The 13,902-nt window shown below is 63.8% G+C and carries 10 protein-coding genes and 3 pseudogenes; 6 read left to right on the top strand and 7 right to left on the bottom strand.

The genetic code is table 11. The annotated features are described in order from the left end of the window. Position 1: 1 nt before the first annotated feature. Positions 2–490 carry a MarR family winged helix-turn-helix transcriptional regulator gene (locus tag CWS35_RS01575; protein WP_100950417.1) on the bottom strand — a complete coding sequence of 163 codons (489 nt, stop codon included), beginning with the start codon at positions 488–490 and terminating at the stop codon, positions 2–4. 83 nt (positions 491–573) lie between these two features. On the opposite strand from CWS35_RS01575, the gene CWS35_RS01570 reads away from it, so the two are divergent. Continuing rightward, positions 574–1,803, top strand: coding sequence for an MFS transporter (locus CWS35_RS01570; RefSeq protein WP_100950415.1), 1,230 nt, complete (start codon positions 574–576; stop codon positions 1,801–1,803). A 90-nt stretch (positions 1,804–1,893) separates the two neighbouring features. Here the strand turns inward: CWS35_RS01570 and CWS35_RS01565 are convergent, their stop codons facing one another. Next, a complete protein-coding gene (locus CWS35_RS01565; RefSeq protein ID WP_100950413.1) occupies positions 1,894–3,105 on the bottom strand; it encodes a GNAT family N-acetyltransferase in 1,212 nt (403 codons plus the stop codon). A gap of 264 nt (positions 3,106–3,369) precedes the next feature. Here CWS35_RS01565 and CWS35_RS01560 point away from each other — a divergent pair, with 264 nt between their 5' ends. The 4 genes and pseudogenes from CWS35_RS01560 (at position 3,370) to CWS35_RS01555 (ending at position 6,131) form a co-directional block, all read left to right on the top strand. Then, positions 3,370–3,570, top strand: a complete 201-nt coding sequence (locus tag CWS35_RS01560) for a hypothetical protein (RefSeq protein WP_100950411.1) — start codon at positions 3,370–3,372, stop codon at positions 3,568–3,570. An 82-nt stretch (positions 3,571–3,652) separates the two neighbouring features. Continuing rightward, positions 3,653–3,817 carry a hypothetical protein gene (locus CWS35_RS38740; RefSeq protein WP_157817052.1) on the top strand — a complete coding sequence of 55 codons (165 nt, stop codon included), beginning with the start codon at positions 3,653–3,655 and terminating at the stop codon, positions 3,815–3,817. Between the two features lie 37 nt (positions 3,818–3,854). Next, a complete protein-coding gene (locus CWS35_RS38735) occupies positions 3,855–4,121 on the top strand; it encodes a helix-turn-helix transcriptional regulator (RefSeq protein WP_043855173.1) in 267 nt (88 codons plus the stop codon). Between the two features lie 457 nt (positions 4,122–4,578). Next, positions 4,579–6,131 (top strand): annotated as a pseudogene (locus tag CWS35_RS01555) (porin). 238 nt (positions 6,132–6,369) lie between these two features. Here the strand turns inward: CWS35_RS01555 and CWS35_RS01550 are convergent. Continuing rightward, a complete protein-coding gene (locus tag CWS35_RS01550; protein ID WP_157817051.1) occupies positions 6,370–6,909 on the bottom strand; it encodes a MarR family winged helix-turn-helix transcriptional regulator in 540 nt (179 codons plus the stop codon). 171 nt (positions 6,910–7,080) lie between these two features. Then, positions 7,081–7,638 (bottom strand): HNH endonuclease, encoded by a 558-nt coding sequence (locus tag CWS35_RS01545; protein WP_024584725.1) that lies wholly within the window; start codon positions 7,636–7,638, stop codon positions 7,081–7,083. A 192-nt stretch (positions 7,639–7,830) separates the two neighbouring features. On the opposite strand from CWS35_RS01545, the pseudogene CWS35_RS01540 reads away from it, so the two are divergent. Continuing rightward, positions 7,831–9,590: pseudogene (locus tag CWS35_RS01540) on the top strand (chloride channel protein). A 159-nt stretch (positions 9,591–9,749) separates the two neighbouring features. Here the strand turns inward: CWS35_RS01540 and CWS35_RS01535 are convergent. The 3 genes and pseudogenes from CWS35_RS01535 to CWS35_RS01525 form a co-directional block, all read right to left on the bottom strand. Beyond that, a complete protein-coding gene (locus tag CWS35_RS01535; RefSeq protein ID WP_100950407.1) occupies positions 9,750–10,724 on the bottom strand; it encodes a peptidyl-alpha-hydroxyglycine alpha-amidating lyase family protein in 975 nt (324 codons plus the stop codon). A gap of 130 nt (positions 10,725–10,854) precedes the next feature. After that, a pseudogene (locus tag CWS35_RS01530) lies at positions 10,855–12,641 on the bottom strand (flavin-containing monooxygenase). Positions 12,642–12,750: 109 nt separating this feature from the next. Continuing rightward, complete coding sequence (locus CWS35_RS01525; RefSeq protein WP_100955942.1) at positions 12,751–13,836, bottom strand: DUF2855 family protein; 1,086 nt, start codon at positions 13,834–13,836, stop codon at positions 12,751–12,753. Positions 13,837–13,902 lie beyond the last annotated feature (66 nt).

Raw genomic sequence — 13,902 nt, 5'->3', positions numbered from 1 at the left:
ACTATTTCGCCTCTGGAGCAGTCTTCGCCGGACCAGACCTGGCGTCCTGGAGGCGGCTCGCACGCTGCTCGATGCGCTGGAGCGTCTCGAAGGCTATCGCAAGTTTCTCGCTCTCGATATCCTTCAGCACACTGGCACGCACGCGGCGCAGGATGCGGTCGATGTCCTCGGCCTTGGCCTTGCCGCTCGCGGTCAGGTGCAGCGTCTTGGCGCGCCGGTCGGTCGGGTCCTCGCGGCGCTCGACCAGGCCTTCCGACGCGAGCAGATCGATCAGCCGCACCAGCGAAGGACCTTCGATCCCCAATTCGTCGGCCAGCACGCCCTGGCGGACGTTTTCCCCCTGCCGCGACAGCACCAGCAACGGGATAGCCGTCGCGTAGGACAGGCCGTGATCGGACAGCGCCTGATCCGACTCGCGTCGCCAGATCCGGGCGAGCCTGGTGATCAGGCGGCCGATCTCGGCGTGGATATGGGATTGCGATGGAGGCATGCAAATTAGATAGGATACAAACTATTAGGCTGCAACTATATAATTGGGCATCACCCTGATGATCACGCAAAAGCGATCGGGCAATGGGCACGGGCTTCACGGCAGGAGCGGATGAGGGGCTTCGCGGCGATAGCAGCCTGGCGCTGATCCCGACCTTCATCGTCGTGGCGGTGGATGCCACCGGAATGGGCATCATCCTGCCATTGCTGCCGTTCTACTCACAGCGGCTCGGCGCGACGCCGTTCATGATCGGTGCCCTGATCTCGATCTATGCGGTATGTCAGCTGATCGCTGGCCCGATCGTCGGCATGCTGTCCGACCGCTACGGCCGCCGCAAGGTGCTGGTGGTCAGTCAAATCGGCACATGTGTCGGCTTCGTCTTGCTGGCCATCGCAGGCAACCTGACGCTGGTGTTCCTGGCGCGGATCATCGACGGGCTGACGTCCGGCAACATCTCGGTGGCGCATGCCTATGCGGCCGAGCATAGCGCACCTTCGACCCGCAAGCAGGCGCTCGGCATGACCAGCGGTGCGATCGGGACCGGCTTGCTGGTCGGCCCTGCGCTCTCGGGCCTTCTGGTCCACTATGGTGACACTTATCCGGTATGGGCGGCGGCGGTCCTGTCGCTGATCAGCATTGTCGCCACCATCGCCTTGCTGTCGCCCGATCATCCGGCCTCCGAGCCGCTCTACCAGCAGCGGGTGCCCGAGCCGACGCTGGCGCGCACGATCGCCGGGATGCGCTATGCGTGGCGCGTGCTCGCTCTGCTCATCGTGTTCTTCTTCGTGAACTCGATGTTCCTGTCGCAGATCGGCCTGTTCCTGTCCGCGCGGTTCAGCTGGGATGGGCATCCGTTCGGTGCGCGCGAACTCGGTGCCGTGTTCGCCTATGCCGGCTTCATCAACATGGTCGTGCAGTGCCTCCTGATCACGCGGGCGAATATCTTCGCTTCGGACAGGATCATCGTGCTGGCGGCATTCGCCTGCATGGCGATCGGATTTTCGGGGCTCGCGTTCGCGCCGCGGATCAGCCTGCTGGTGCTGTTCCTGACGCTGATCATCGTCGGCATGATGTTCACCCGCAGTACGCTGACCGCCGAATTGTCGCGCAGCACCGCGATCAACCGTCAGGGCATGATCATGGGCCTCAACCAATCGTTGATGTCGGGTGCCAATATCAGTGCTCCACTGCTGAGCGGCGTGCTCATCGGCCATCAACTGTTCGTCAGCTGGACGCTCGTGATGGCGGCGGTCGCCGTGATCGGGGTGGTTCTGGCCGGACAACTTCTGCCGCCCCAACCGGGCAAGCCGTGAGCTAACGCGCAGCTGCCGCGTTGATGGACGTGCTTCGTGCACGGCGACATGATGTTGTGCACGCCGCATAGCGCAGGATGCTGCCGGATCTCAGCCGAAGTCGCACATCAGCCGGCTCCAGTCCTCGCCCGCGAGGCCGCCGACATAGATATCGCCGCGCACGATGGCGTCGTTCACTTCCGGAACACGCGTCAATGCCATGGCGAAGGCGCGGTGCCGGAACACGAGCCAGCGTTGCAGCCCGAGCCCCGCCATCAGAGCCGGCTGCGCACGGCCGCGAGCCTCGACATGGCCGCTGTCTTCGAGGTGGCGGAACATCGCACCCAGCACGCCGACTTCCCGGCCGGGCAGCGACAGGATGTTGAGCACATGCGCGGTCCGTCCCGGCGACGCATAGTAGACAAAACAACCAAGCAGCGCGCCGGAACGGTCTTCGATCGCGCGGATCGTGAAGCTGCCTAGTCTGGTGTTCTGCGCCGCGAGGCCGACGAGCCAGCCGAGCTCGTCCTCCGACCAGAGCGGGCGGACGGCGTAATGGGCGATCAACCGCGGCGCATGCGCCAGGAAGTCCGCGACGGACATCTCCAGCACCTTCGCGCCGGCGGGGCCCTCGATGTTGTCGTCACCGCGGAGGCGACCAAGGAAAGCATCGACGGGACGCAAGAGCGCTGCCAGGCCCGGCTCGATCCGGCGCAGGACGCGGGGCGAATGACGCCCGAGCAATGCGCTTAGCGGACGGAAGGTGCGCACCCACTCCAGGTTCTGCATCGGAATCGTCTTTCCGCCGATGGCCATCAAGGACCTGGCGCTGGTCGGCGATGCGCTGTCACAGAACGAAAGACTTGCCTTCTTCGGCCGCAGACCAAGATTGAGCTGGGCGGCTCCGGCGGAGTCCCTGTTCGTCATGAAGACGCCGAGCAGCCGTCCCGGGATGACATTGCCGCACGCCATGAAGCGCATCGGGACCGAGAGCAGGGCGCTCGAGATGAGGCCGTCCTGCTGTTGATAGATTTGCGTGCCCGCCGCCTCGCTATAGGACGGTGATCCCAAGGTCAGTGCGTGCAGATAGCCCTTGAGATCCGCGCCGGCGGGCCTGTCGCTCCCTCTGAAGACCTTGAGGAAGAGGCCTGCGACCGCGGGAACGTCCGCAGTCGTCATCGGCCTCGCAGCGCCCTTGCGCAACGCTTGCCGGTCGGTCTGGACGATGGGTTCGGACTGCGGAACCGGACGATCCGGCGCGATCGACAGACCTTCGTGCGGCTGAATAGCCCGGACCGCTGTATGGGACGTTGCGCTCAGCATGTTTCGCCACTTCGTCTCCTGCCGCCTAATTGCGACAGCGCCGTCGGACGGCAAGATCAAATGGCTGTCGACAAACTCGGGTCGGTCGACATCACGCGAGCAGGAAGTTGCGAATGCTCCGCGTAGGCGCGCGTCCTTGCATCAACTCTCCAACGTGGCGTGTGGGCCGTCAAGAAATTCAACCTGTGGAGGTTAATGCGATGCGCTTGCTAACGTTAATGCGGCACGCCGCTGCAGCGATCAGTCCTGGCGACGCAGGTCACCATGCCGCACGTCACGATGGCCGATGCCAACAAGGTTGATGGCTCAACTCTCAAGGCCGGTTCCATGCGTCACGAGCTATTCGATAGCATCGACAATCAGGCGCCGATCGCAGCGTGGATCATTTTCAATGAGACTGTGGCAATCTACCGCGCCGTCCAGTGCAATCCTCCGTTTGCACCTCTGTGTAAACAGTACAAATAGGTCGAGGATGCGCTCCGCTTGTTTCGTTCTTGCACCGTGTCGCGATCGTCGCGCGTATGTGCCGCGGATGCACGGAGGAAGTGTGCCGACGGCCGGACCGGTTGCCGCTGGCGCAATCGCGGCCATCGCGCCGGAAGGGATGATGATCGGCGGAACAGACATCGACCGGATGACGTTCCAGGAGTTCGGCCAACTCCTGCCGTGGAACGCAGTCGGCGGGAACGTTGCGAATACTCAGCCGAATTGAGAACACAACGCAGCCGTCCAGGAGGAACTCGAAGGGAATGCTTACGGACGTACGGCAGATCAAGGCGGCGCGTGCGCTCCTCCGCTGGAGGCAGGATCGGCTTGCGCAAGAAGCTGGTTTGGCACTTGCGACGATCCGACGACTAGAGCGTCTTGAAGGCCGGATAGAGGCCAACTTCGACACGGTGCAACGGATTCGCGAGGCGCTTGAAAATGCCGGCATCGAATTTGTGGGTGCGCCGAACCTTGGAGTCCATGTTTCGACGGCACGACAAGACGGCGTTGCCAAGCCCGAGGTCGGCTGAAGAATTTTCGATACGACGTGCAGCGATCTGGATTTTCCGGCGCTCGGACGTTCCCGCTCAACTGAATCGATCCTGGTCAACTCGCGCCACTCAGTTTGAGGTGCGACATGGATGTCGTTCGCGTGCGCGACAAGCCAGGGATCGGGAGATAGCTAAAAAGCTATTCTTGTAGCGCTATTGATACTTCATGTATGGAATAAAAATATCATTTTATAACAGTGTGTTAGAAGTATCACGCGATGACATCGAATGCGTGTGACAAGTATTTGTCGCATTGTCGCGTCTCACGAACTGTTGTTCTCATCGATCCTGCGTGATGAGGGGCTTTGCGGAGGTTGGAGATCGGTCACCGATCATCCTTCTCACGCCGAAGCGACGCGAATGGGTTGGGGATGAAGATCAGGGCGCAATCGGCTCGATCGTAAATCTCCTCAAACGAAAAAGGGCAGGAGGATTTATGCAGCTTTCCAAGAGTATTATTCTGGCTTCGGCAGCGTCGCTCATTGCAGTGGGCGGCGCGCAAGCAGCCGACCTTCCGGTGAAGGCCAAGGCGGTCGAATACGTCAAGGTGTGTTCCCTGTACGGCCCGGGCTTCTACTACATTCCGGGCAGCGATACGTGCATCAAGCTGGGCGGCTATCTGCGCGTCGACGTTCTGGCGAATACGAACTCCGACAACACCGGCAACACCTCGGGTCCCGCCGGGGCGAACAATCGTTACACCAACGGCTACACCTGGCGCTCCCGTCAGGATCTGAACATCGACACGCGCACCGCGACCGAATACGGCGTGGTTCGCACCTTCTTCGATGCGACCTTCAGCTGGACCACGGATAGCTATGCCGGGCAGGGCAATGGCTCGAGCATCTACTCGGCGATCGGCACGGCCTCGGCGCCGAACAACGCCAACGGCGGCGCCGTTGCGGCCGGTACGGTCGGCGTCTACTACGCCTTTATCCAGTTTGCGGGCTTCACCATGGGCAAGGCGGTCTCGCAGTTCGCTGCTCCGTGGGCCAACTACCCGGCAACAACTACGACGGTCTCGTCGGCGGCGGTGGCACGATCACCGGTGTGAACCAGTTCACCTACACCGCGCAGTTCGGCAACGGCGTGTCGATGGCGCTGTCCGCACAGGATCAGACGGCCTACTATCAGGCTGGCGTCAACAATCTGGGCGCAACTCCGGGCGCACTCGGCCCGTTCGGCCTCAGCAACTACGCCGGCACGATCGCTCCGGACCTTGTTGCGATGTTGCGCGTCGACCAGGCCTGGGGTCTGTTCCAGGCGTCGTTCGCGGCGCATAACAACCATGCGGCCTACTACGGCGGCAACGAATCGACCGGTCATCCGGACGACAAGTGGGGCTGGGCTGGTGCGTTGGCCCTGTCGATCAAGAACATCCCGACCGGACCTGGCGACACGATCAACATCCAGGGCGTCTACACGAACGGCGCAACCCGCTACAATATCCAGGATCTTGCCGGTTCGGCCGGTGCGAACACGGTCTTTGGCGGCACCAATCTGCCGGGGGCCTATCAAAGCGTCGGCTTCGGCATAGCGCCCGACTCGGTGTTCGTCGCCGGTGGTCAGCAGCAGTTGATCACGACCTGGGGCATGCGCGGCGCGTACACCCACAATTGGGATGCCTACTGGAACACTGCGATCTACGGTGCTTACGCCGGGGTCCGCTATAACGGCACCGCCAAGTCCTACATCTGCGGCCCAACAGGCTCTGGCGTGGGTGGTTCGTTCGGCGCTGCGTTCGGCACCGCCGGCCTGACCTCCTGCAACCCGGATTACAATATCGCGCAGCTCGGCCTGATCACCCGGTGGACCCCGGTCAAGAACCTGACCTTCTCGGCAGACCTGACCTACACGCACGTGGATCAGAAGTTCGCCGGCACGATCGCGTATCCGGGCAGTGCCGGCATCGGCAAACCGGGCGCCGTGTACGAGCTGAAGGATCAGGACACCGTGCTCTTGCTCCTTCGCGCTCAGCGCAACTGGTAAAGACTTATCCACCAGGAAGGGAGATTGCTCTGAACTTGTAAAACTTGTCACCTCCAAGGAAGGCCTCCGGTATGTCCACCGGAGGCCTTCGCATTTTGATCGCCGTGTGGACCTTGCCACGTCGATCCGCATTTCCCGAAGTGCAGGTGGGGTGGACGCAAGTTCGGGTGAGGAGAACGCGTCGGACGAAGTTTCGGTTCTGATCCGATCAGAATCGAAAATGCTCTGGTTCGGCGATCTATTTCTTTGCGCGCGATTGCGAGGCGACCCGGCGGCGGGGCGGCCTGGCCGGAGGTTGCCGTCTTCTCTTGCGAGCGGCTCGCCGCTTGCTGCTGTTCAATTCAAGGTTGGCGGACACTGCCTGTTCGAACGCCGTGAGATCCATCAGCAGGCTTGCGATGTCTTCGCGCGGCACATCCAGGAATAAGGCCGAGAGCGAGCGCGTCTGCTCCGTCCGCAGCCGGCGAAGCATGGCCCTGCCGGCTTTCGTCAGCAGAACAACCTGAACGCGGCGATCCGCCTCCGCGGTTACGCGCCGGACGTGGCCGACCTTGACGAGTTCATTGACGAGAGCGGTGACGTTGCTTTGCGGCACCATCAAAGCGCTGGCGAGCTGGCTCAACGCTACGCCTCGTTTGGAGGCCGATAGAACTTCGAGGACATGCAGCCGGGCAAGGCTGTATTCGAATCGATCCCTGAGCCGCCGATTGATCACTCGTGCGATTTGTGACGAGCAGCCGAGCAGCCGCAACCAGAGCTTGGTCTCATCGTCGTTCATCCGCGAGCCGACCATCGACCTGTTACTGTAGGTTCTTCGCTGCTCGAACCTGTCTGGGTCCGCGACTTAGGGGCGTTTCGGGATTTGGCGTCGCCTTCCGCCACGGGGCGGTGCGGAAGTCATCTGGATCGGTGGCGGCTGTTCTGCTTGCTTGATATTGGATGGCCCCGCCTATGGGTCGAGCTCAGTATCCCAGTAGAGATAGTCGAGCCAGCTCTCGTGCAGATAATTCGGCGGGAATAACCGCCCGTTGCGATGCAGCTGATGCACGGTCGGAGCGTAGGGCGTCTGCTTCGGAAACATCTTGGCCTGCTGCGGCGTCAGATTGCCCTTGCGCAGATTGCAGGGCGAGCAGGCCGCGACGACGTTCTCCCAGGTGGTCTGGCCACCCTTGCTGCGCGGAATGATGTGATCGAAGGTGAGGTCGTCCGGCGACAGGCAATACTGGCAGGAGAAGCGGTCGCGCAGGAAAACATTGAAGCGGGTGAAGGCGGGGTGGGTGGTCGGCTTGACGAAGGACTTCAGGGATACGACGCTGGGCAACTGGATTTCGAAGGAAGGACTTCGGACCGCCCGGTCGTAATATTCGACGATGTTGACACGATCGAGGAACACCGCCTTGATCGCGTCCTGCCAGGACCAGAGCGACAGCGGGTAGTAACTCAGCGGCCGGAAGTCCGCATTCAAGACCAGCACCGGCCAACCGCCTTGTGAGACATGTGCGTTCAAATAACGCTCCTGACTCCCATTAGCTGCGAAGCAGCATGCACTCACATACTACAGGCAGCGTGACGGGATTGTGAAGAGCGATGAGCGGCTTATCCGCCATGCACTGCCATGTTCCTGCCCCGATTGCCTCCGGCCCGCGAGGCCCGTAAAGGGAGCCGCACGGCCCTGTCGGCCACTGACGGACCCCTGCCGATGACCACGACTTCAAGCTATCTCGAGGCGCCGCGCCGGTTGCGTGCATTCGTGCGGGCGCACGAGACCAGCCTCGTGGTGCTGGCGGTGCTGATCGGCGCCATTGGCGGCCTCGTGGTGGCGGTCATGAGCAGCCTGGTCACAGTGCTGCATTCGGTGCTGTTCAATCTGCCGCTGGGCGAGCGGCTGTCGAGCCAGCCCAGCATCGATCCCGTGCGGGCACTTCTGGTTCCCACCGCTGGCGGCCTGCTGCTGGGTCTGGCGTTCCTGCTGCTGCTCCGGGTCCGGCCAGCCCGCGAGATCGACCCGATCGAGGCCAACGCGCTCTATGGCGGGCGGATGTCGTTCCGCGGCAGCGTGATCGTGGCGTTGCAGACGATCTGGTCGAGCGGCGTCGGCGGCTCGGTCGGGCTCGAAGCCGGCTATACCCAGCTCTCCAGTGGCCTCGCCGCTTCGCTCGGCCGCGGTTTCCATCTTCGCCGCAACGACCAGCGAATCATGGTCGGCTGCGGCGCGGCGGCGGCGATCGCCGGTGCCTTCAGCGCCCCGCTCGCCGGCGCCTTCTACGCTTTCGAACTTGTGATCGGCGGCTACACGCCGGCGAGCCTGACCCGGTCGGGGTGGCTGCGGTGACCGGCTATTTCGTCGCCCATGCCTTCGAGCCGCTGCCGCTCGGGGTCGGGGTCGGAACCGTCGGCGACGTGCTCGGGCGCGATCTCGCGATCGCCGCGCTGCTTGGCATGGCCGCCGCTTTGACCGGGATCGCGATCATGCGCGGGGTGACGCTGTGCGAGGCGTTGCTCGCCAAGACCCGGCTCTGGCCGCCGCTGCGCCCGGCGCTCGGCGGCCTTGCCGTCGGCGCGATGGCGCTGCTGACCCCGCAGGTGATGTCGTCGGGCCATGGTGCGCTGCGCTTCGCCGGCATCGTGGCGATGCCGCTCGCCTTCATCGCCGGTGTGTTCGCTTTGAAGGCTGTCGCCTCGATTGTGTCGCTCGGCTCGGGCTTCCGCGGCGGATTGTTCTTCGCCACGCTGTTCATGGGGGCGCTCGGCGGCCGGCTGTTCGCCGCCGGCGTCGACATCGTGTGGCCGGGGCTGAACCTCGACCCCAACGCCTATGCCGTGATCGGCATGAGCGCGCTGTCGGCCTCGGTGATCGGCGGCCCACTGACGATGTCGTTCATCGCGCTGGAATCCACCGGCAACCTCTGGCTCACCACTGCGGTGCTGGTCGCCGTCATCATCTCGACCACGATCACCCGCGAGCTGTTCGGCTATTCGTTCGCGACCTGGCGGCTGCATCTGCGCGGCGAGACCATCCGCAGCGCCGCCGATATCGGCTGGATCCGCGATCTCACGGTCGGCAAGATGATGCGGCAGGACATGACGACGGTGAATGCCGCGATGCCGATCGAGGCGTTCCGCGAGGAATTCCCACCGGGCTCGAAGACCCAGGTGGTCGCGGTCGATGGCGAGGGATGCTACGCCGGGCTGGCGCTGGTGGCGGAAGCGCATGCGCCCGATCTGGAGGCCGACAAGGGGCTCGCGGGCATCCTGCGCTACGCCGACGTGGTGCTGCATCCCGGCATGAACGTGCAGGAGGCGATCGCGGTGTTCGACGCGGCGGAAGCGGAGTCGCTCGCGGTGATCGAGGGCGATGGCGACCGGCGGCCGATCGGCCTGCTCACCGAAGCGCACGCCATGCGCCGCTACGCCGAAGAATCCGAGCTGCGTCGCCGCGAGGTGATCGGCGAGGTTTGATTTCGCCGAGGTGATCTGGCCCGTCGCAGGCTATCAGACCCGTCATCCTGCGGAGCGCGGAACGCGCGTCTCGAAGGATGCGCGGACACCAGCCGGGCCGCTGACCCTTCGAGACGCGCGCGATGCGCGCTCCTCAGGGTGACGCTGGTGGAGTCGAGTTCAGATCGGAATCTTCTCCAGCTTCTGCAAGCATCGCGTCAGGCGCACCGTGGCCGGCATCTCGGTGTCTGGAAAGCTGGTTTTCCAGTCGGTGACGCCGACCTCGCCGACATAGATATCGCCGCGCGAATCCAGCGCGATGCCGTGCGGCGCCAGGAATTTTCCGGTCTCGACGCCGGGGCCCTGCTCGCCGCCGAGCCGGGCGATGCGCTTGCCGGTGCCATCCACGATCGACAGCCGCGGGCCGAGATTGGGCACCTTGCGGTTGACCGCCATGCCGGGGCCGAGCTCGCCGATCACGAAGTTCGGCTGCTTGCCGCCGCAGCAGCACAGCGCGCAGGGCCGGTGCAGGTTGTTCCACTGCGTCTCGTATCTGCCGTTGCCGTCGAAAACCTGGACGCGATGGTTTTCGCGGTCGGCGACATAGACGAAGCCGTCGGCATCGGTCGCGATGTTGTGCACGATGTTGAACTGGCCGGGATCGGTGCCGGGCTCGCCCCAGGTCTTGAGCAATTTTCCATCCGGCGTGTACTTGTGGACGCAGGCGTTGCCGTAGCCGTCGGAGACGTAGATCTCGCCCTTCGGCGAGAGCGCGGTATGGGTGCAGCGATGGAACGGCTCGCCGCTCATGAATGGCGCCGGCTTGTTCGGGATGCCGATCGTCAGCAGCACCTTGCCGTCGGTGGAGCATTTGCGCACGGTGTGGTCGCCGTCATCGGTGCAATAGAGATTGTCGTCGGCGTCGATGTGCAGGCCGTGCGCGCGGGTGAACACGCCTTCACCCCAGCTCCTGAGGAAGTGTCCCTCGCGGTCGAGCACCACCATCGGGTGTTCGCCGCGATTGAAGACATAGACGCGGTCCTTGCTGTCGACCGCGACCGAGGCGACATCGGTCAGGCTCCAGCCGTCGGGCAGCTTTGCGAAATTCTCGACGACGCGATAGCGGTGCTCGCCGGTGCCGAGGATGGTTGGCATTATTCCGTTCTCCCCATTTCTTGTCATTCCGGGATGCGCGCAGCGCAGGCCCGGAATCCATTCAACCATAGAGCTTGCTGCTCAATGGATTCCGGGTTCGCGCTGCGCGCGCCCCGGAATGACGGGTTGGTTAGGTCAATTTCGCCACCGGCCCGACGTCGCGCGGCAGCAGGCCTTGCTCGATCGCCTTGATCTGGAGTGCCAGATAGCGCGAGTTGATGCGGCATTGCGCCAGGCTGCCGGCGATGAACCAGAGGCCGGGCTGCGGCGTGCGTGTGTACATGTTGCGCAGCTCCTGGCCGTCGCCAAAGCCCCAGATCGGGCCGACGCGCGCGGCCATGGCCTCGCCGAACAGTTTCTTCACCAGCTCTTCCTGCGGCCGGTAGCCGGTCGCGAGCACGATCAGGTCGGCAGCGATCGTCTCACCGTTCTTGAGCCGCGCGCCATCGCTCACGAAGGTCTCGATGTCGGCGAACTGTTGCAGGGCGACCGCGCCGCTGGCGACGAGGTCGGAGCAGCCGACGTTGAAGTAGTAGCCGCCGCCACGGGTCAGGTATTTGAACTGCCAGCCGGTGCCGCCGTCGCCGAAATCGAGCCTGAAGCCCTTGCGCGCGAGGCCATCGAGCAACGTCTTGTCGAGCTCCTTCGACTGTTCGGTCATCAACACGTGGCTGCGCTTGGCCAACGCGAGCGGCATCGAGGTCGCGATCAGGTCGTTGTCCTCGAGCGAGCCTTCGTTGTAGGCGGCATAGGCGAGCTGCGCCGACGGCTCGATATTGGTGATCAGGGTCGAGGAGCGCTGCACCAGCGTCACCGCAGCGCCCGAGGAATGCAGGTCCTGCGCGATGTCGTGGCCGCTGTTGCCGGTGCCGATCACCAGCGCGCGCTTGCCGGTCCAGTTCTCGCCGTCCTCGTAGCGGCTGGAATGCATGACCTGGCCTGAAAAATTCTTCAGGCCGGGGATCTCGGGCAAATTGGGGATGCCGCTGACGCCGGTTGCCATCACGACATGGCGCGGCCGCATTGTCCGCGTCGTGCCGTCGGTGCGGCGCAGCTCGACGGTCCAGCGTCCTTGCGCATCGTCATAGCTGCCGCCGACGAATTCCGTGCCGGTCCAGAAGTTCAGCTCCATGGCGTCGACATAGGATTCGAACCAGTTGGCGAGCTTGTCCTTCGGGATGTAGGTCGGCCAGTTCGGCGGGAACGGCATGTAGGGCAGGTGATTGACCTGGACCTGGTTGTGCAGGGTCAGCGCGTGATAGCGCTTGCGCCAATTGTCGCCGACCCGCGCCTCGCGGTCGACGATCAGCGCGTCGATCTTGAGCTGTTGCAGCCGCGCGGCGATCGCAAGCCCGGCCTGTCCGCCGCCGACCACCAGCACATCGGGGTCGCGGTCGGCATATTCGGCGGAGGCCTTGCGCAGGTCGAGCCAGTTGGGCCCGCGGAAGTCGCGCGAATAGGCCTGTCCGCGTGGACGTGTATGGCCCTGCTGCTCCTCGAAGCCCTTCAGTTCCTCGAGTGCCGTCAGCAACGTCCAGGCCTTCAGCCGGTCGCCATCGCCGGCATCGGGGATCAGCCGCACGATGCCGTGGCCACGGCCGGTCGTCGTCTCGAATTTGAAGATCGCCTCGATCGCGGTGGTGCCGGCGCGCATCACCCGGCGGGGGCGGCGCGCTCGGCATCGATGCGGAAATCATGCGGCGCGCTGCGGCGGGCATGTGCCGGCAGTTCCTCGAGGATCGCAAAGGCGCGGTTGACGGTCTGGATGTTCCAGCTCAGCGACAGCACGTCGCGCCAGTAGCTGTCGGGATGGAATAGCGGCTTCAGCAGCACATCGTCGGGGCTCGCCAGCGCATCCTCGAACTGCACAAGCCAATTGTCGGCGGCGACCGAAATATCGTCCGTCTTGTCGAGCATCGGGCGTTTCTCGTCATCGGCCGCCGTGGTGACATTCTCTGACGGCGTTCCCTTGCCGCAAGCCTATAACCATTGGTGAGGCAGCAGAAAGGGCGTGACGGGATATCGCCTATTCGGCCAACGACAGGATCAAGCCTTGATCCGGCGGAACATGGCCTTGCAGGGTATCGAGATAGGCCTCGCGCACCGCGGCCGGGCCGTGCCGCTCGACCACATCGAGCCAATTGGGCAGATGCGGCACGAACTCGGCCCATGCGGCGCCAAAGCGCTGGTCGATGCCGCCGGGGCCCCATTCCTTGGCACGCTTGCGGATCTGGTCCGGCGCAAAGAACCACACCGGCTTGGCGCCGGGCAGTGTCGGTTCGTCGGGCTCGCTCGCCCGATGCGTCAGCCCGACCCGGCCGGAATAGACCATCTGCGCGCCGAAGTGCCGGTGCAGGGCCTCGCGCAGCGCGCTGTTGCCGGCCATGTCGACATAGGCGACCGGTTCCGCCGACGGGATCGCGGTGACCTGGTCATAGGTGACGACCTCGTCATAGCAACCGAGCGAAGTGACGAAATCGATATTGCCCTTGGATGTCAGCCCGATCACGCGGATGCCGCGCTTGTGCAGCAGATGGGCGAGCCCGAATGCAGTCTTGCTCGAGGCCGACGACAGGATGACGCGGCGTGCGCCGTAGAAGTCATTCTCGGCAAGGAAGTCGTCGACCAGGAACGACAGCATGAACAGCGGCAGCAGCAGCGCGCGGAAATCGCCCTGCTGGCCGGCATAGGTCGGATCGCCGGAGACACGGGCGTAGTTGTTGTAGACCGGCGAGACCTCCTGCCGGTGCGCGGCCGCGTCGCGCAGGCCGCGCTTGCTGACGTCTGCCGCCTCGATCACCAAATGGGTTGCCATCGGGAAGTAGCCGAACAGTGTCTCGCCGACCGCAACAGTAGGATGCTTCGAGGCCAGCACCTCGCCAAAACCCCAGACCGGGATGATGCCGTAGCCCTCGGGCGCCGGGAATAGATGCCAGTATTTCAGCTGCTCGCCGATCACGGCATAGGTGATGTTGTTGGCGGTGAAGGCGAACCGGGTCACCTTCACCAGCAGCGCGTCCGCCGGCAGCGCCGCGACGTCGGGCAACCGGGTCTCGATGACCTTGCATTGCTCTAGGTCGTTGCGGATGACGATGAAGTCGGTCGAGTTCATGGCGATGATCCAGGCTCGGGATACGGTCGCATCGTTGCGTCGATTGCCGGCGCTTTGCAACAGCAA

This window comes from Bradyrhizobium sp. SK17 (assembly GCF_002831585.1).
GTDB lineage: Bacteria > Pseudomonadota > Alphaproteobacteria > Rhizobiales > Xanthobacteraceae > Bradyrhizobium.
This window is presented reverse-complemented; position numbering and strand designations above follow the sequence as displayed.